The organism is Pediococcus inopinatus (assembly GCF_002982135.1).
GTDB lineage: Bacteria > Bacillota > Bacilli > Lactobacillales > Lactobacillaceae > Pediococcus > Pediococcus inopinatus.
This window is the reverse complement of sequence record NZ_CP019981.1, coordinates 1,465,935-1,483,754: the sequence shown is the minus strand read 5'-3', so window position 1 is coordinate 1,483,754 and position 17,820 is coordinate 1,465,935. Positions and strand designations below refer to the sequence as shown.

Sequence of the window (17,820 nt, the reverse complement as noted above, 5' to 3'; positions counted from 1 at the left end):
AGGAGGTGGAGACGTGGGATCTCCCATTTATATTCAAATTCATAATGAAATAAAACGATCAATTGAGGCTGGAAAATGGGCCGTTGGCGATCGAATTCCAGCAGAGCGTGACCTATCTGATCAGTTTGGCGTGAGCCGGATGACCTTACGACAGGCCATTCAAACCTTGGTGGACGAAGGTATTTTAGAACGCCGTGTGGGTTCAGGGACATTTGTGGCTAATCAAAAGGTGCAAGAAAAAATGTCTGGTGTCACAAGTTTCACGGACTTAATGCTCGCCCAGGGGAAAAAGCCTTCTAGTAAGACAATTTCATACCATGCCAGCCAGCCTTCTATGAGCGAGAGCGAGAAGCTGGAATTAGGCGACGGTGAGTTAGTTTTGCGAATGGAACGAATTCGCTATGCTGATGGGTTACCAATTTGTTTTGAAACAGCGACAGTCCCAGAAAAGCTGGTTAAGGATTTCAGTAAAGCAGAAGTGACAAGCTCGCTTTATGGAACCTTGGAGAAAAAAGCTGGGTTAGTTCCGGGGAAAGCTACGCAAACGGTATCGGCAATGTTAGCTTCAGAAAAGATTTCTGAGTATCTCTCGGTCAAACGTGGGGATGCGATCTTACGGTTGCGTCAAGTTTCTTATTTACAAGATGGTAAACCGTTTGAGTACGTGCGTACCCAATATGTGGGCGAACGTTTCGAATTCTACTTAAATCGTTAATTAAAACAAAAAATCGTGGTCAGCTTAGCATTCCTGAATTAGGATGCCAAGTTGATCACGATTTTTTGTTATTTTTTAAGTTGATGAATTTTCCACATAAACTGGGGAATGATAAGCTGGCGTTTCAAACGGCGCGGATCTGTCACTAAACGGTAAAACCATTCTAAGTGATGAGTTTGCCACCATTTTGGAGCACGTTTGACGGCCCCCACGAAGACGTCAAAACTACCACCCACACCCATCCATAATCCCTTAGTTAGATGGCGATTGCGAGCAATAAATTTTTCTTGATTAGGAAATCCTGTGGCCACAAAAATAATGTCTGGTTGTTGCTTTTCGATTGTCGCAACGATTTCTGTTTCTGATTTAAAATAGCCATCATGCGCGCCAACGAGTTTCAATCCAGGGAAATCTTTCGTCAATTTTAATTTAAGTTGTTGAATAACCTGTGGCTTTGCTCCCAGAAAGTAAACCTTTTTTTGATTCTGACTTGCCCAATTCAAAAGGTCCATAAAAATGTCGTAGCCCGGAATCCGTTCTGAGAGGGGAGTCTTTAACGTATGAGAAGCCCTCACAATGCCGATACCATCTGGTGAGATATAATCAGCCGTTAAAATCAATTTTTGATAATTTGGTTCTTTTTGTGCGTACATCACAATTTCGGGATTCGCGGTAACTACGAACGTGTTTTCGTGGTGATTAATTCGCTTTTGTAACTGATTCACAAATTGATCACGGGTGGTGTTTGCGAATGGAATGCCTAGAATTTCGATGCTAGAAAATGGCTTATTCATAATAAAATTAATCCTTTCGGGTATTGAAAATGACGCACCTGTGAAAAAATGATAAAATAGGTGCAACCGTTGTTAATATAATTAAAACATTAAATAACTGAGGAGTACACTCGTCATGACTAAAAAATATCCGGATGACAGTTTAACGTTACATACGGATGCCTATCAGATCAACATGATTCAAACTTATTGGGAACAAGGAATTCATAATAAGAATGCCGTTTTTGAAGTTTTTTTCCGTGATATGCCTTTTAAAAATGGCTATGCAATTTTTGCCGGTTTGGAACGCGTAGTGAAGTATATTCAAAATCTTCATTTTACGGATTCCGATATCGCTTATTTGAAGGAATCGGAACATTATCCAGATGATTTTTTGGCTTATTTAAAGGACTTTAAATTCAAAGGGACCATTCGTTCAGCTGTAGAGGGTGATTTGGTTTTTAACGGCGAGCCAATCATGCAAGTTGAAGGACCTTTGGCAGATTGTCAATTAGTCGAAACAGCCATTTTAAATGTTGTAAATTATCAAACTTTGATTGCAACCAAAGCTTCCCGGATTAAATCCGTGGTTGGCAGTGATGCGTTGCTAGAATTTGGTACTCGGCGTGCTCAAGAGATGAGTGCGGCTGTTTGGGGAACCCGGGCCGCTTATATTGGCGGTTTTGATGCGACTAGTAACGTGCGGGCAGGAAAAATATTTGGAATTCCAATTAGTGGAACCCATGCCCATGCGTTGGTTCAATACTATCGCAACGACTACGACGCATTTAAGGCATACGCCGAAACCCATCATGATTGTGTTTTCTTGGTTGATACCTATGACACATTAAAAAGCGGTGTGCCGAATGCGATTAAGGTTGCTAAAGAACGTGGCGATAAGAACAATTTCTTAGGCGTGCGAATTGATAGTGGTGATATGGCCTACCTTTCAAAACGAGTGCGTGAGCAGCTAGATGAAGCTGGTTTTCCAAACGCGAAGGTCTATGCTTCTAATGATTTAGATGAAAAAACCATTCAAAATTTAAAGATGCAAGGTGCTAAAATTGACGTTTGGGGAGTCGGAACCAAACTCATTACAGCCTATGACCAGCCAGCCTTAGGAGCCGTTTATAAAATGGTTTCTATTGAAGGTGAAGATGGTAAGATGGTGGATACCATTAAGCTTTCGAATAACGTTGAAAAAGTTTCTACTCCTGGTAAAAAACAGGTCTGGCGAATTTCTAAAAATGGGGATGGCAAATCAGAAGGTGATTATATTACCTTATGGGATGAAAAGCCGCAGGAACAAGATTCTATTTATATGTTCCATCCTAATTACACATACATTAATAAAACGGTCAGTGACTTTAATGCACGGCCATTATTACATGAAATTTTTAAAGATGGTGAGTTAGTTTATAAATTACCAGAATTAAAAGATATTAAGGCTTATTCTCGCGACATGCTAGATTCACTTTGGGATGAGTATAAACGTGATTTAAATCCTCAGGACTATCCAGTTGATTTATCACAAGAATGCTATGATCACAAAATGGCAAGTATCAAAGGCGTTCGAGATTTTGTCAATTCGTCAAAGATTAATGAATAGAGAGGCTAAGAGATGCGCGAATTACAACAAGAAATAATTAAAAGCTTAAAGGTTCAGCCAGAAATTGATCCGGAGGTCGAAATTCGTCGCAGCATCGATTTCTTGAAGGCTTACCTAAAGAAAAATACATTTATTAAAAGTTTGGTGTTAGGCATTTCTGGTGGCCAGGATTCAACTCTCGCCGGCAAACTAGCTCAAATGGCAATCACAGAAATGCGTGCTGAAACTGGTAATGATAGTTATCAGTTTATCGCGGTTCGGTTACCATATGGCGTCCAAGCGGATGAGTCTGATGCTATGGAAGCTATCGAATTTATGCAAGCTGATCAGGTGAAACGAGTCGATATTAAAGACGCTGCAGATGCCATGGTAACTGCGCTTGAAGCTAACGATCTAACCATTACTGATTTTAATAAAGGTAATATTAAAGCTCGCCAACGAATGATCGCTCAGTATGGGGTTGCCGGCGCAAACAACGGGATTGTGATTGGTACCGATCACGCCGCCGAAGCCATTACAGGTTTTTATACTAAGTTTGGTGATGGTGGGGCTGATGTGACGCCAATCTGGCGATTAGATAAACGGCAAGGCAAATCACTTTTAGCGGCTTTGGAAGCTCCTAAACATCTTTATGAAAAAGTGCCAACGGCTGATTTGGAAGATGATCGACCAGCCTTACCTGATGAAGTAGCTTTGGGCGTGACTTACAATGATATTGATAACTATCTCGAAGGTCATGATATTGATGAGAAAGCAGCTGAAAAGATCGAAAATTGGTATCAAAAGACCGCTCATAAACGTCATTTACCATATACGGTCTATGATCAGTTTTAAATAATTTTAAGACTAATGTAATTATGAGAGATAATCTCTTGCTATTACCTGTGCTTATAGTTATAATAAATTTACAACAAATCATGAGGGAGTAACTAGCAGTTATTTCTGCGGCAACGTCATCAGCAAGAATAAATCTGGTGTTGCCTGAAAAAGTGAGACTCGTGGATGTTCACATTTTAGTGTGGGCATGCACGGGTCTTTTTTTAAAGATTCGGGTATGCCGAAAATATAAGGAGGAAACATATGAAGGACACAAAGCGTAATTTTTATAATCAGCAAACTGAGGGCGTTTTAAAAACGTTAAATAGTTCTCAAGAGGGTTTAAGTGATGCTCAAGTTTCAAAAAGCTTGGAAGAGCACGGAAAAAACCAACTAGAGGCCAAAAAAAACACGAATTTGCTGCAAAAATTTATTGCGCAGTTTAAAGATTTAATGATTATCGTCTTACTTGCCGCGGCGCTGGTTTCGGTGTTCGTAGGTGAAGGTGTAGATGCCATTATTATTTTGCTGGTGGTTGTGCTAAATGCGATCTTTGGTGTTTTTCAAGAAGCCAAGGCTGAGCAAGCCATTGATGCCTTAAAAGAATTATCCGCTCCCCAAGCACATGTGAAGCGCAACGGTAAAGTGGTGACCATCAAAAGCGAAGATGTCGTACCGGGCGATATTGTCCTTTTAGAAGCTGGCGACATTATTCCTGCAGATTTACGTTTACTCGAATCAGCGGGTTTAAAGATGGAAGAATCAGCTTTAACTGGTGAATCTGTGCCAGTTGAAAAAAAGACTGCCGTTTTAACTGATGAAAAATTGCCAATTGGGGATCAACTCAATATGGCGTTTATGAATAGTAACGTGACATACGGCCGTGGTAGTGGGGTTGTCGTGGCAACAGGGATGCAAACCCAGGTTGGCCAAATTGCAAACATGATTAATAACGCCGAAGAAAACACCACACCTCTGCAGGAGAATTTAAATCAATTAAGTAAAGTTCTTACTGGTTTAATTTTAGTCATTGCCGTGATTGTGTTTATTGTCGGAATGGTCCGTGGGGAAGAGACCTTAATTAATATGTTGTTGACCGCTATTTCTTTGGCAGTTGCGGCAATTCCAGAAGGGTTACCTGCGATTGTGACAATCACCTTAGCGTTAGGAACACAGCGCATGGCAAAAAGACATGCCATCATTCGAAAACTGCCAGCAGTTGAAACCTTGGGTGGCACTGAAATTATTGCTTCTGATAAAACAGGAACATTAACCCAAAACAAAATGACCGTTGAAAAAGTTTTTGTAAATAATGAATTGCATGATGCTCATGATTTACAGATTAAGGATTATCCTTATAATCATTTGTTTGAGTTGATGGTATTAAATAATGATACAAAACAAACTGACGATGGTTTAATTGGTGATCCAACAGAAACAGCTTTGATTCAGTTTAATTTGGATAAAGAAGAAGATGTGGACCAATTAGTTCAATCTGAAGAACGTGTGGCGGAAGTGCCATTTGATTCAGAACGAAAATTAATGTCTACCTATAATAAGCTAGCAGATGGCCGTTATTTACAAACGGTCAAAGGAGCTCCTGATGAATTACTACAACGAGCGGCTTTGTTTGAATCTGGCGAAGAAATCAAGCCAATGGACGACAAAGAACGAAAGCTGGTTTTGGATACTAATCATGAACTTGCAACCCAAGCCATTCGAGTTCTAGGGTTTGCTTATCAAGTTGTCGACGAAATTCCTGAAACTTTGAAATCTGAAGTGGTTGAACAAGAACTAATTTTTGCTGGTTTGATCGGGATGATTGATCCCGAGCGACCAGAAGTGGCACAAGCGGTTGAAGAAGCAAAACAAGCCGGAATTCGTCCTTTGATGATCACTGGAGATCACCGCGATACGGCCTCGGCCATTGCCAAACGTCTGGGAATTATCGAAGAAGGTCAAGAAGATGCTGTGATTTCTGGATCAGATTTAGACGCGATGGATGATGAAACTTTTGCGAAAAAGGTAAAACAATATTCCGTCTATGCCCGAGTTGCGCCTGAACATAAAGTGCGCATTGTGAACGCTTGGCAGAAACAAGGTAAAGTTGTGGCGATGACTGGTGATGGTGTGAATGATGCGCCATCCTTGAAACAAGCTGATATCGGAATTGCAATGGGAATTACCGGGACTGAAGTTTCCAAGGGTGCCAGTGATATGATCCTCGCTGATGATAACTTTTCAACCATCGTTATTGCTGTTGAAGAAGGCCGTAAAGTTTTTGCCAATATTCAAAAAGCGGTCCAGTACTTGCTGTCAGCTAACCTTGGAGAAGTTTTGACGCTGTTCGTGATGACCATGATGGGTTGGCAAATCTTGGCACCTGTGCATATCTTGTGGATTAACTTGGTCACAGATACTTTCCCAGCAATTGCGTTAGGATTAGAGCCTTCTGAAAAAAATGTCATGAAACAAAAACCGCGCGGCCGTCAGAGTAATTTCTTGTCCGGTGGGGTTGCCACAAACGTCATCTATCAAGGACTTTTGGAAGGTATTATTACCTTAGCTGTGTACGGAATTGCTATTTGGTTCCCAGTTCACGCTTCTGAAGCACAGGCACATGCGGATGCCTTAACCATGGCATTTGCAACCTTAGGATTAATTCAACTTTTCCATGCGTTTAACTCAAAATCGATTCATGGATCAATTTTCAGTGCGACAACCTTAAAAAATAAATTCTTTAACTGGTCAATTGTGTTATCGTTTATACTATTAGCAGCTACAATTGTTGTGCCAGGATTAAATGATATTTTCCACGTAAGTCATTTAGATGTTCACCAGTGGGCAATCGTTGGTGGTGCGTCCGTATCAATTATAGTGATTGTTGAAATTGTCAAATGGTTTCAACGTCGTTTTGCTAAATAAGATTGGAGAGAAATAGCGTGCGAAAAGTAAATCCACAAGGATATGTGAACCTGATTGGAAAAGTTATGGATTCAACAGAAGAAATGGGCGGTCAAGTTGATCCTTACTTCCAAAATTTAAAGAAAACCCAGGCTTTAAAAGGAATTGATTCATTGGGCGAACGAGACCTACATGAAATTGTGAGCAATTTTAAGGAAGCTGTCGATCTGTATCAAAAAAATGCACAAACCTTAAAAAATGCCAAACCACCTGTTCAAGTTTTAGGGCGTCACAAGCAATTCGTTTCTGCTTATCAAACGTATGCAGATGATTGCGCAAAAATGTTAGAAAGCATTGATGAAGAAAATCGCAGTTTGGATTCGGCTGCGTTTGCTCAATCCGAACAAGATCAGGATAAAGATACAGATGCTGTTTCAAAGAGTTTTGAGCGGATCATGAATTTAATGGTTGGTTAGGGTACAATTTAAAAAAAATCGATTAAGAGATTTAAAAACGGCTTGCCGTTTTTGAATCTCTTTTTGGTTGTGGTTTTGCTGGTTCTCTTCAAAAACAATTGGGCTGGAACGCTGCGGACACAGCTTTAAGCCACAAAGCGTCTTAAAGGCTGGTCTTTTTGTAAGTGCTAAAGCACCAACAAAAATTTCGCGGCTGAGCCCATTGTTTTTGAAGAGAATCAGCCTAAAATCAGTGGAGACTTTTTATGTTTTGATTGACTTGTTTTCGTTCCCTTGCGTACTTCATGATATACTTGAACCTGTATGTATTTAACGTTGATGGAGAATTTAAAGTTTTAGTTTGGAGTGGAAATTTTTTGGAAGATAGAATTGTAAAGATCATTGAAAAACAACTAACAGATATCCGTCCCAAGCAAATTCATGCTGCCTTGGGATTACTTGATGAAGGGGACACGGTTCCTTTTATTGCGCGTTACCGTAAGGAGCGGACCGGCAGCTTAGATGAGGTTCAGATTCGTGAAATTCAAAGCAGTTATAACCGCGCAGAAACTTTGGAAAAACGACGCGATGATGTTTTAAAGCTAATCGCTGAACAAGATAAATTAACCACTACTTTGGAAAAACAGATTAAGGCCGCTGACAAGATTCAGACGGTTGAAGATCTTTACTTACCTTACAAACAAAAACGACGAACCAAGGCGACAATCGCCAAAGAGCAAGGACTAGAACCCTTTGCTTTTTGGCTATTAACCTTCCCACAAACTGACTTAAAACAAAAAGCCAGTGAATTTATTAACGCCGATCAAGAAGTAGAAACGGAAGACGATGTATTTGCTGGGGCCCATGAAATCTTAGCTGAGGCTTTTGGTGATAGCGCCGGATTTCGGGATTGGATTCGAAACTATACACGTAAAAATGGTCGTTTTAGTTCACAAGTAAAATCTAAAGGAAAAGAAAAAGACGAGCAAGGTGTTTATCAACTTTATTATGATTTTGATGAATCGCTTGAAAACATGGTGTCTCATCGAGTTTTGGCGATTAACCGTGGTGAAAAAGAGGGCGTTTTGAAGGCTCAAATCAAAGTGGACGAAGCTGCGATTATGCGATATCTTCATTTTCGTATTATTGGTAGTCATGAAGGGCCTGCAACAACTTATTTGCAGGCAGCTTACGAAGACGCCTACAAGCGGTTTATGGGACCCGCAATCGAGCGTGAGTTGCGAAATGAGCTAAGTGAAGAGGCCAATACCCAGGCAATCAATGTCTTTGGCGAAAATTTGTATCACTTGTTGATGCAAGCACCGATTAAAGGAAAAGTTGTGCTGGGATTTGATCCCGCTTATCGAACAGGTTGTAAATTAGCAATTATGGATCCCAATGGTAAATTCTTGGCTAAAAAGGTGATTTATCCACATAAACCAGCTTCCGCAACCAAACGGCAGGCGGCTGCAGGCGAGTTTAAAAAATTCTTGGAAGACTACCAAGTTGAGATGATCGCCATTGGTAATGGAACCGCTAGTCGGGAGTCAGAGGAATTTGTGGCAGATATCTTAAAAGAAATGCCCCGTAAAATTTATTATGTGATTGTTAATGAGGCTGGTGCTTCGGTTTATTCTGCTAGTAAAGCGGCTCGCGATGCTTTTCCGGAGTTACATGTTGAAGAACGAAGTGCCATTAGTATTGGCCGTCGGTTACAAGATCCACTTGCTGAACTAATCAAAATTGATCCAAAAGCGGTCGGGGTTGGTCAGTATCAACACGATGTGCCTCAAAAAGAATTAACCAATCAATTGGATACGGTCATCGAAACAGCCGTTAACCAAGTGGGAGTTAATTTAAACACAGCCAGTCCACAACTGTTAGAACATATTTCTGGTTTGACCAAAACGACAGCTCAAAATATCGTGACATGGCGGGATGAAAACGGGAGTTATGAAGCCCGAAATCAGTTGAAGAAAGTTCCTCGCTTAGGACCGAAAGCTTATGAACAATCGGTTGGTTTTTTACGGATTGTGCAAGGGAAAAATGGTTTGGACAATACGGATATTCATCCCGAAAGTTATAAAGTCGCTAAAAAGTTACTAGGGATGGTTGGATTGAAATTAGACCAGATCGGTACCGATGAAGCAGTCCAAGCCTTGAATCGTTTAAACGTATCCGAGACTGCCCAAGAATTAGAAGTGGGCCCAGAAACTTTAGAAGATATTATCGCTGGTTTGAAAAAGCCAGGCCGTGATTTGCGAGACGGCATGCCAGCACCATTACTGCGAAGTGACGTCTTAACTTTACAAGATTTGAAAGTTAACATGAAACTCCAAGGAACGGTGCGCAACGTTGTTGATTTTGGAGCGTTTGTGGATATCGGTGTGAAACAAGATGGTCTTGTTCATGTGTCAAAATTGACGAAGAAATTCATTAAGAATCCAGGTGAAGTTGTTTCGGTTGGAGATGTTGTGACTGTTTGGGTGGAGAGTGTTGATTTAGATCGCCACCGAATCCAACTCACAATGCTTGATCCAAACGAATAAGCAGTGCGATGACAGATACTGAATTGCAACAATTGGTGGAAAAAATTTCATTGTCAGATTTTCATCGCCAATTTAAACATCATGCTTTTTTTAATCAGCGATTAAGGACAACCGGGGGACGCTATCAATTACAGACACATGATATTGATATCAATCCCAAAATGTTATCCGAACATGATTTGTCTACACTCGTGGGAATTATAAGACACGAATTGTGTCATTATCATCTTCACCTGACCCATCATGGGTATCAACACCGGGATTCAGATTTTAGACAGTTATTGGCACAGGTGCATGGGTCTCGGTTTGCGCCAGCAGTGCAGGCCAGCTCACGGAGTAGGATGCAACTAGTGTATCGTTGCCAACAGTGTGGGCTGCAATATCATCGGAAACGGCATATTGATTTAAAAAAATATCGATGTGGTAAATGTGGCGGTCAATTGCGGCTAATTCAAACCTTACGCAAGTGATTTCGAGAAAAAAGGTTGTAACTATTACCGATATTTGCTAAGATAGTTTAGGTAATAGTTTTGTTGCACCCATGGCGGAATTGGCAGACGCGCAAGATTAAGGATCTTGTCGGGAGTTCTCCCGGTGGAAGTTCGAATCTTCTTGGGTGCATTGATGGTATTAAGCTAGTGTTCATAGAGCTTCAAAAGCCTATGAATACTGGCTTTTTATTTTGCACTCGTTTCATAAAACACCCCTATATTTAATCAAGGGATAGTCAAAAGTCAGTCAAATTAGAAATCTAAATAGCTGGCTAACTTGCTAACTGCCTCCACATTTTGATCTTTAGTTACATGTGCGTATACGTTCATTGTAGTTTGAATATCAGAATGGCCAAGTCTTACCTGTACTTCTTTTAGGGTGGCACCCGCAGAGAATAGGGCGGAACAATGTGTATGCCTAAAACCGTGAGTAGTGATAGGTTTCAAATTGTTAGCTTCAATCACTCTTACTAACCACATTCTAGGTGTGTTTTCAGATAAGAAAGTGTTTTTATTGGTAGCAAAAAGTAACTGTTTATCATGTAGGGTGTTAATTCCGCGCATTAGATACAGCTCTCTTTGTTCCATACGCCACTTTTTTAGTATGCCTAGTGTAATTGGGTCTAACTCAATTGTGCGCCTGCTGGCACGTGTTTTAGGCGCCTTGAGATATAAGTGACCATGATAGCCCTTGCCTAAGTTCTTATTAACACGCAAGGTGCCGTTACTAAAGTCAATATCTTCCCACGTGAGAGCGAGAGCCTCGCCCTTGCGCAGTCCAGTAAATGCAAGCACTCTAAACCATGCGAATTGTTCAGGTTGTTGTTTCGGATCTAAACACTTGAAGAAAGCAGTTAATTCTTCTTTATCCCAGAAATTTTCGGGCTTGTCGCCTGTGTCAGCTCTTTTAAGTGGCATTGTAACCAAGCTCGCTGGATTTTGTTGAATGTAGCCCTGTTTAACCGCAAAATTAAGCACCTTTTTGGTGTATGTGAACCAACGCTTATAGTTTAACGTAACCTCTTTAAACCACCTATTAAGGACGCGTTGACACTCGTGTGTAGTAATTAAACGTACTCGCTTGTTTCCAAACGCTGGTAAAACGTGATTCTTGAATAAACTCACAATTTTATCATCTGTACTTTCTTCAATTCGGTTAATATGTTGCGCGTGCCATTCTTTATAGACATCACTAAATAAAATATTGTTTTCCTTTGGTAAGCTACCTTTGTCATTTATCTCAAGTTCCAAACGAGATAAGGCGAGGGTAGCTTCTTTTTGCGTCTTGAAACCACGCCGAGTGGTATTTGATTTTTTGCCAGTCGCTGGATTGATACCCGTGTAGAGTTTGAACATGTAACGTGTGCTGCCATTTTTCAATTGATATTTGTTAATTTGTGTCATTGTAAATTCCTCCATAGTTGACCGACCAAGGCAAGCTATGTATGAGGAGACTAATTTAAATGCGACACCGTGGTCGTATTTGATCAAATGGTGCCCCGGGGCACCATTTAGTTTTTCTTAATACTATTTGTAAAATCTTTTATAATTTCATTTGTAAATTCCTCCATAGTTGACCGACCAAGGCAAGCTATGTATGAGGAGATTAATTTAAAACTTACTAAATTTGTTTAGCTTCGATACGATTTGAAAATATCTAAATCTTTAAGTAAGATTCTTCGTTCATTGCTTGATAGTTCTTTGTTAGCTAATACAAGTCGTTTATTTTTATCATAAAGTTCATCCAGATAAATAGTTTGATCAGTTATTTCTTTTTGAAATTGTAAAGACTGTTCATCAATTTTGTCAAAAGTTTTCCATGTTTGCTGAGCCGTTTTTTCATTTGTTTCATCAGAAGCGTCTAAATCAACCATACCGGAATATCCAGACGAAACTAAGAATTTTTGAAAGGGAATGTTCAAAATGTTTGAAATAATTCTTACATTATGGGCATCTTTTTCCCAATAGCCAGCCATAGACATTAAATACTGATAGAAAAATAGATCATAGCCTTTTGGATAATCAGAAGCTAAGCCTTGACTGAGTGCTTTAATTGTCTTTGGTCTCGGAATAGCCCTTTTATTATTTTCAATTTGAGAAATAAACGAATGCGAAATACCGGACTTTTCTGATAATAATCGCAATGACATACCAAGTGAGCCGTTATATGTAACATTGTTTCTAAGTAATTTAACTATATTACCAAAAACTTTTGTTGTGTCCAATTTGATGACCTCCTTTTGTATGTGATTAGTATACCATAAAAACAAATATTTGAATTTATGGTTGCAAAAGTAATGCAAAAACATTATAATGAATTTGTTCTTAAGGAGGTGAAAAAAATGACTTATAAAATTAAAGTAAAAAATTTGAACAAACTACGTAAAAACATTTTAATACAAGGCTTAACCGTAAAGGAATTTGCAAAAGAAACAGAAATTAATTATGGCTATCTTATAAGTATTCTCAATGGGAAAAGAACGCCATCACCAAAATTAGCTAAGCAAATTTCACAAAAACTAAACAAAAATGTTGATGATATTTTTTTTATTTAGTCTTGGTTGCGAAAGTAAACCAAAGAAAGGAATGGTTCTCTTATGGAAGTAAAAATGCAAGTGCCACCAGAATTTGAAGAACACATTAAGGAAGAAATGTTAAAAACAGCAGTTGAGGCCTATAAATTAGCCGGCAAGCGTGAGGCCTTACCAGAGTATATGAACATGAAACAGGCAGGTGAGTACGCAGGAGTATCTTTTAACACTCTTAAAAAATGGATTGCAATGGATTTACGTGTTTCTACCATCGCAGGTATGCAAAGAATCTCTAAAAAGGCTATTGATGATTTTTATTTAGAACACGAAATTTAATAAAAAAAAATACCGACCGAGGCAAGCAAAATTTTGAAATGTGCTAACTATGAAAACTCTTTGAAATTTAAGCAAAGGAAGTAAATTAAGATGGATTATTTTATATTTTTGATTTTAGTAATGATATTGGCTTTAACTGTGGGTATTCAAGTGGGTATACAGATAGGACGAGTTCAACAGGCAAGAGATCACCAAAATTATTTATTGAAAGGAGTTCGAAAATGATGAAAAAAGTATACAAAAAAAGCCCTGATACCTACCAAAGCAAACAGGACAAAACTAATTGTAACTTCATTGTACAGCCAACAAATGACACTGTAAAGCCTGTTAATCGCCTAGTTAAAATTAACGTTACTCAATTAGGCGACCACTTTCAGAATGATATTTCTTATCAAGAAGCTAAATTAATAAAAGATTTAGTAAGTGGTAAAGAAATTCAGGTTTTAACGGGTGATTCAATTCAAAAATCTATAGATCATTTAGTTGATTTAGGCATTTTTAAGTTACGTAGAAATCAAAAAAATATAAACTCGCACGCTGCCCACGCTAATAGTAGCGAAAGGGGCGTTCAAAATTGAAGGACTTTAGTTCATTAAAACAAGCATTAAAATTGGCCAGCATTGAACTTGAAACCAGCCCGCTAGCACCAAACTCAAAAATTCCCTTATTAAAGGGTGGAAACGGATATTTAGACGCTACCAGTGATAAGGCTATTCTTAATAAAATGTTTTCTAATTGTCCACAAGCTAATTTGTGTTTAAGGCTTGATACCAGCCACCTAATTATGGTTGACGTTGATTTACACACAGATCAAGCAAACGGGTTTAAAACACTCACTGAATTGAATAAGAAAGGCATGAAGCTACCAGATGATACTTATATTGAAAGTACACCACATGATGGCTTGCATTATTACTTCAAAGCAGAGGTACCTATACACGATATTTCAAAGGCATTTAGTGAAAATTCAGGTGTTGAGATTCATACCCGTTTTTCTTCTGTTTATCCAAGCGAGATTGACGGTAAGCAATACGAACCATTGGACGGACGAACATTGGCTGATATTAAGCTAGCACCACAGTGGCTGGTCAATTATATTGTTAATCATGATGACAATACTAAAAAACCGTTTATAACTGCTAGATATAGAAACAAAATGTATACTGGTAAATTTTTAGATGAGCTTGTAAATGGCGCTAGTACAGGGAATCGCAATGCTTTTATTGCTCGTATTGCAGGAAAAATGTTTGCAGTCGGTGCGGAGGCCGATACCGTTTATAACATGCTACTGGTAATCAACACAAATTTTCTAACGCCTCCGTTACGGAAACGGGAAATAAATGCAATTTTTGAATCAATTCTAAGGCGTGATTCGCAGCCACAATTTAGCTTTTAGGGGGTTGAGTAAATGCCGAAGCAACAATTAACTACAGAAGCAAAAAGGATAGTAAGCAAAATTCCGAAGCCTATAGATTTTAAAAAACAAGCGCCTAAGGATTTTAGAACTTTAGATAAGTCACTATATTTTAAGGATCTTAGTAATATTGCAGACGAAAGTGCCGAATGGGCGGAGCTTGGTAATAATTATGTTGAGTATCTTAATAAGACCACACCAGAATGGATATATTTTGCATTACAAAATGAAGGAACAGTGAAACAAAAAATTGCAACTAGAGTAGTACCCGTAAAATTAGGCAATGCAATTGTTAAAAAGTATCACTTCGCTGTTTATCCAGAAATTTTGCAGGGTGCTGTATATGTTCCTCGTCTAGGTTGCTGGCGGATCCTTAAAGGAACTAAAGACGAACTAGGCAAGTATATTAGTCATGTGATAACTTCGGAGCTAAATAAATATGACGTGTGGAATAGGCATGATTATAGTGAAACTTTACTGTATACAAAAACAATTTTATATGATGATAAAAAAATCATTTCACCATTTGACCATTCAGATCCTAACTTAGTTGCCTTTGCTAACGGTACTTATGATTTAAGAGACGATAAGTTACATGAAAAAAGGTTGGAAAATTACATTATCAATGCACATGATTATGATTTAGTGACCACTGGTCAAAAAACACCATATACAGATGATTGGTTAAAAGAGTTGTTTGGCGACCGTTACGATTTTATTGTTCCGTTTATTGGTTATATGTTTTATCGTTCATATGATTACAGCAATTTAATTGTTATTTTACAGTCTGATGGCGGGCATGGAAAAAGCTTTTTTTTAAACCGGGTTAAAGAAATGATAGGCGAGGGAAATTACTCTAACATGTCAATTAAACAATTGACTGGCGGTAGTGAATTTAATAGTAGTGCACTCTACCAAAAAGACCTTAATTATTTTGCTGATATTGGAGACGATTTTATGAAGTCTACTGAATTAGTTAAAAGTCTTAGCGGTGATGATGACCTAAGTATTCAGTTTAAAGGTAGTGACGCATTCAACTTTCACAACCATGCTAAATTGCTGTTTAGTGCTAATAAACTGCCAGCCTTTAAACCAGATGATTCAGGGGTGAACCGTAGAATACGAGTAGTACCAGTTATGGCTGCAAAGGCTGATAAAGCTTTTAGAGACCGCCACCCAGCGGATAAGATCAAAGCAGAGCAAAGTGCTTTTGTTTATAAATGTTTGAGAAGTTTTGCAAACGTAAAAAAGAATGTTGACGGCTTAACATGGGGGCTTGATAACAAAGTGATTGCGACTGCTACCAACAAATGGATTGATGAGAATGATAACGTTTATTTGTGGGTACAAGATCAAGTCATTGGAGATGATTCTACACCATTGTTTGCAGACGGTTTTGCTGATCCAAACAAGTGTTACCGCCAATATAAAGAGTGGTGTGAGGATTCAGGTTTCAACGCATTAGGCAAAAATAAGTTTTTTAACGCATTAGAAAATCAAGGCTTTAACCGCCACAAAGAACGTAAAAATTATAATGGCGAAGAGAAAAATAAAAATTGGTTCTTTGTTCCAGTTTTGTTCCAAAAAGCTAAATAAAAAATGGAACAGCTTTTAGCGCTTATGTACCAACGTTTATAGGACTTTGAGCATGCAATTTTGTTCCACTTTTGAAATGCTATATAAACGTTGGTACAGCAACGATACAGAGCATTTTGTTCCAATTGTTCCACTTTTTTTCCTACTAATATATAAAAAAATAAAAATATAAAAAGATATAGGTGTGTATGTGTATGTGTGTGCCAACCCCGGAAAAAAGTTGGAACAAATGGAACAAAACAGCTGGTATCGCCGTTATATCAATGGTTAGGTCAGTTTTAAGAAATGGAACAAAAAAGGAACAATAAAAATCAAGAATGCCGTTATATCAACGGTTATAGCATAGATGCTGTTCCACTTTTTTTATTGGTTAAAAATGGAACAACGATTAATATTACAGGTAATACAAAATAAAAAGGAGAAATAAATATTATGACAAGATATAAATTTTTAAAGTATTTCAATGGTGTGAAGATTGAAACTATTGGAGTAGATGAAGTTAACCAAGAAATTCGATTAGATCCTAATGATGATCACAAGGCGTACATTACTGGAGTATATCCGCCTGATATTAATTTTAAACAAACCATTGTAGCGCCTTATTTAGAGATAGTAGAGATGGCTAAAGATGAATGATAATAAAGTTGTGTGGGAAGTTTTACATGGCACAGACTTAGACAAGATTGTTAGCAAAGCACACAGCATTCCTAGTGGCTATGAGGTTGCACATATCAAAGTTCAATATATTAATCATGAATATGTACTAACTACAATTGCCGTTGCTAATGATGATAGTTTAATAGATATGTTGAAGTCGCTTGGCGATTAAGTAAGGAGGTAATGACTAATGAAAAACTATAAGTTGTCTAGAATGAATAAGCGTTGTGAGTTTGGAACATATGTGGCTGGCAAAGAGAACTCGTTTGGCCAAACAGTAGATGTGTATCAACCAGACTTCACAGTCTATTGTGGTGACTACTCAATAAGCATGGCGCAGGCAGTAACATTGTTAGGGTTAAATATTGAGAATAATCGTGAGATAGTCATAAGACATAACGACAAGGTAACGAGTGAACAGTTAGTACATCTTGATGATACTGAATACAAGATTATTACTATTGATTCAGATAAAGGCGTCAATACGTTTGATGTGATCACGTTGCAAGAGAGCAAAGGACTATGACACAAGCCATGAAGTTCTGCTCTCATGCTGGTTGTAGGAATCTCATACCATTAACTGAACGCTATTGCAGTAAGCACAAGCATGAAGAAAGTTCACGCGTATACTTCCACCGCAAACATTCAGGTGGTAAATATGAAGCATTTTATCATTCCACAGCATGGAAGAAGTTAAGTTATCAATATAAGTTAGCAAACCCCATGTGTGAAGCATGTTTAAAACGTGGTATTATACGAGAAGTTAATATAGCTGACCATATTGTACCGATCAAACAAGACTGGACTAAACGCCTAGATTACAGCAATTTAGAAAGTCTTTGCCAATATTGCCACAACGATAAGACAGAATCCGAACAATTAAGCAAAAAGTCAAATTAATGTTCGTGTTCTGTTCGGGGAATTGTATAAACAAAAAGTGACAGTTGAAATTTAAAATTGAATAAATTATTTTT

The 17,820-nt window shown here is 38.4% G+C and carries 19 protein-coding genes and 1 tRNA gene; 17 read left to right on the top strand and 3 right to left on the bottom strand.

All coding sequences use genetic code 11. From position 1 onward, the window contains the following. Nucleotides 1–13: 13 nt before the first annotated feature. The gene (locus tag PI20285_RS07555; protein ID WP_057773556.1) at nt 14–715 is read left to right on the top strand and encodes a GntR family transcriptional regulator; all 702 of its coding nucleotides are present in this window, start codon (nt 14–16) and stop codon (nt 713–715) included. 68 nt (nt 716–783) lie between these two features. Here the strand turns inward: PI20285_RS07555 and PI20285_RS07550 are convergent, their stop codons facing one another. Continuing rightward, entirely contained in the window at nt 784–1,509 is a 726-nt protein-coding gene (locus tag PI20285_RS07550) for a WecB/TagA/CpsF family glycosyltransferase (protein ID WP_057773554.1), read from the bottom strand. Nucleotides 1,510–1,624: 115 nt separating this feature from the next. Between PI20285_RS07550 and PI20285_RS07545 the strand changes: the two genes are divergently transcribed. The 7 genes from PI20285_RS07545 (at nt 1,625) to PI20285_RS07515 (ending at nt 10,442) form a co-directional block, all read left to right on the top strand. Next, nucleotides 1,625–3,097 (top strand): nicotinate phosphoribosyltransferase, encoded by a 1,473-nt coding sequence (locus tag PI20285_RS07545; RefSeq protein ID WP_057773552.1) that lies wholly within the window; start codon nt 1,625–1,627, stop codon nt 3,095–3,097. Nucleotides 3,098–3,109: 12 nt separating this feature from the next. Beyond that, the gene (gene nadE / locus PI20285_RS07540) at nt 3,110–3,931 is read left to right on the top strand and encodes an ammonia-dependent NAD(+) synthetase (protein ID WP_057773550.1); all 822 of its coding nucleotides are present in this window, start codon (nt 3,110–3,112) and stop codon (nt 3,929–3,931) included. 246 nt (nt 3,932–4,177) lie between these two features. Continuing rightward, nucleotides 4,178–6,838: a cation-translocating P-type ATPase gene (locus tag PI20285_RS07535; protein ID WP_057773548.1), complete on the top strand. Its 2,661-nt coding sequence runs from the start codon at nt 4,178–4,180 to the stop codon at nt 6,836–6,838. Between the two features lie 17 nt (nt 6,839–6,855). Beyond that, on the top strand, nt 6,856–7,293 hold the full coding sequence (locus PI20285_RS07530; protein ID WP_057773547.1) for a hypothetical protein: 438 nt from the start codon (nt 6,856–6,858) through the stop codon (nt 7,291–7,293). Nucleotides 7,294–7,649: 356 nt separating this feature from the next. Continuing rightward, complete coding sequence (locus PI20285_RS07525; RefSeq protein WP_057773545.1) at nt 7,650–9,821, top strand: Tex family protein; 2,172 nt, start codon at nt 7,650–7,652, stop codon at nt 9,819–9,821. 8 nt (nt 9,822–9,829) lie between these two features. Continuing rightward, a complete protein-coding gene (locus tag PI20285_RS07520; protein ID WP_057773543.1) occupies nt 9,830–10,291 on the top strand; it encodes a SprT family protein in 462 nt (153 codons plus the stop codon). A gap of 65 nt (nt 10,292–10,356) precedes the next feature. Next, a tRNA-Leu gene (locus tag PI20285_RS07515) sits at nt 10,357–10,442 on the top strand. A gap of 122 nt (nt 10,443–10,564) precedes the next feature. Here PI20285_RS07515 and PI20285_RS07510 read toward each other — a convergent pair. Together PI20285_RS07510 and PI20285_RS07505 are read right to left on the bottom strand one after the other, a co-directional pair. After that, nucleotides 10,565–11,716 (bottom strand): site-specific integrase, encoded by a 1,152-nt coding sequence (locus PI20285_RS07510; RefSeq protein ID WP_057773540.1) that lies wholly within the window; start codon nt 11,714–11,716, stop codon nt 10,565–10,567. A 227-nt stretch (nt 11,717–11,943) separates the two neighbouring features. Then, nucleotides 11,944–12,537, bottom strand: coding sequence for a helix-turn-helix domain-containing protein (locus PI20285_RS07505; RefSeq protein ID WP_057773538.1), 594 nt, complete (start codon nt 12,535–12,537; stop codon nt 11,944–11,946). A 117-nt stretch (nt 12,538–12,654) separates the two neighbouring features. Here PI20285_RS07505 and PI20285_RS07500 point away from each other — a divergent pair, with 117 nt between their 5' ends. From PI20285_RS07500 to PI20285_RS07460, 9 genes are all read left to right on the top strand, one after another. Continuing rightward, entirely contained in the window at nt 12,655–12,867 is a 213-nt protein-coding gene (locus tag PI20285_RS07500) for a helix-turn-helix transcriptional regulator (protein ID WP_057773536.1), read from the top strand. Nucleotides 12,868–12,909: 42 nt separating this feature from the next. Then, nucleotides 12,910–13,179 (top strand): hypothetical protein, encoded by a 270-nt coding sequence (locus PI20285_RS07495; RefSeq protein ID WP_057773534.1) that lies wholly within the window; start codon nt 12,910–12,912, stop codon nt 13,177–13,179. Between the two features lie 221 nt (nt 13,180–13,400). Continuing rightward, a complete protein-coding gene (locus PI20285_RS07490; protein WP_057773532.1) occupies nt 13,401–13,757 on the top strand; it encodes a hypothetical protein in 357 nt (118 codons plus the stop codon). Further along, nucleotides 13,754–14,575: a bifunctional DNA primase/polymerase gene (locus tag PI20285_RS07485; RefSeq protein WP_057773531.1), complete on the top strand. Its 822-nt coding sequence runs from the start codon at nt 13,754–13,756 to the stop codon at nt 14,573–14,575. Before PI20285_RS07490 ends, PI20285_RS07485 begins: the two co-directional genes overlap by 4 nt. A gap of 12 nt (nt 14,576–14,587) precedes the next feature. Beyond that, a complete protein-coding gene (locus PI20285_RS07480) occupies nt 14,588–16,189 on the top strand; it encodes a DNA primase family protein (protein WP_057773529.1) in 1,602 nt (533 codons plus the stop codon). Nucleotides 16,190–16,621: 432 nt separating this feature from the next. Further along, a complete protein-coding gene (locus PI20285_RS07475; protein WP_057773527.1) occupies nt 16,622–16,825 on the top strand; it encodes a hypothetical protein in 204 nt (67 codons plus the stop codon). Continuing rightward, nucleotides 16,818–17,018: a hypothetical protein gene (locus tag PI20285_RS07470; protein WP_057773525.1), complete on the top strand. Its 201-nt coding sequence runs from the start codon at nt 16,818–16,820 to the stop codon at nt 17,016–17,018. Before PI20285_RS07475 ends, PI20285_RS07470 begins: the two co-directional genes overlap by 8 nt. Before the next feature lie 42 nt (nt 17,019–17,060). Next, complete coding sequence (locus PI20285_RS07465) at nt 17,061–17,372, top strand: phage head closure protein (protein WP_158694983.1); 312 nt, start codon at nt 17,061–17,063, stop codon at nt 17,370–17,372. After that, nucleotides 17,369–17,746: an HNH endonuclease signature motif containing protein gene (locus PI20285_RS07460; protein WP_082623265.1), complete on the top strand. Its 378-nt coding sequence runs from the start codon at nt 17,369–17,371 to the stop codon at nt 17,744–17,746. Before PI20285_RS07465 ends, PI20285_RS07460 begins: the two co-directional genes overlap by 4 nt. Nucleotides 17,747–17,820 lie beyond the last annotated feature (74 nt).

Coding starts and splice junctions, on each gene's coding strand:
- PI20285_RS07470 (WP_057773525.1), top strand. CDS start 16,818: ATGAATGATAATAAAGTTGTGTGGGAAGTTTTACATGGCACAGACTTA.
- PI20285_RS07550 (WP_057773554.1), bottom strand. CDS start 1,509: ATGAATAAGCCATTTTCTAGCATCGAAATTCTAGGCATTCCATTCGCA.
- PI20285_RS07545 (WP_057773552.1), top strand. CDS start 1,625: ATGACTAAAAAATATCCGGATGACAGTTTAACGTTACATACGGATGCC.
- PI20285_RS07465 (WP_158694983.1), top strand. CDS start 17,061: ATGAATAAGCGTTGTGAGTTTGGAACATATGTGGCTGGCAAAGAGAAC.
- PI20285_RS07520 (WP_057773543.1), top strand. CDS start 9,830: ATGACAGATACTGAATTGCAACAATTGGTGGAAAAAATTTCATTGTCA.
- nadE (WP_057773550.1), top strand. CDS start 3,110: ATGCGCGAATTACAACAAGAAATAATTAAAAGCTTAAAGGTTCAGCCA.
- PI20285_RS07500 (WP_057773536.1), top strand. CDS start 12,655: ATGACTTATAAAATTAAAGTAAAAAATTTGAACAAACTACGTAAAAAC.
- PI20285_RS07510 (WP_057773540.1), bottom strand. CDS start 11,716: ATGACACAAATTAACAAATATCAATTGAAAAATGGCAGCACACGTTAC.
- PI20285_RS07535 (WP_057773548.1), top strand. CDS start 4,178: ATGAAGGACACAAAGCGTAATTTTTATAATCAGCAAACTGAGGGCGTT.
- PI20285_RS07460 (WP_082623265.1), top strand. CDS start 17,369: ATGACACAAGCCATGAAGTTCTGCTCTCATGCTGGTTGTAGGAATCTC.
- PI20285_RS07480 (WP_057773529.1), top strand. CDS start 14,588: ATGCCGAAGCAACAATTAACTACAGAAGCAAAAAGGATAGTAAGCAAA.
- PI20285_RS07495 (WP_057773534.1), top strand. CDS start 12,910: ATGGAAGTAAAAATGCAAGTGCCACCAGAATTTGAAGAACACATTAAG.
- PI20285_RS07475 (WP_057773527.1), top strand. CDS start 16,622: ATGACAAGATATAAATTTTTAAAGTATTTCAATGGTGTGAAGATTGAA.
- PI20285_RS07490 (WP_057773532.1), top strand. CDS start 13,401: ATGATGAAAAAAGTATACAAAAAAAGCCCTGATACCTACCAAAGCAAA.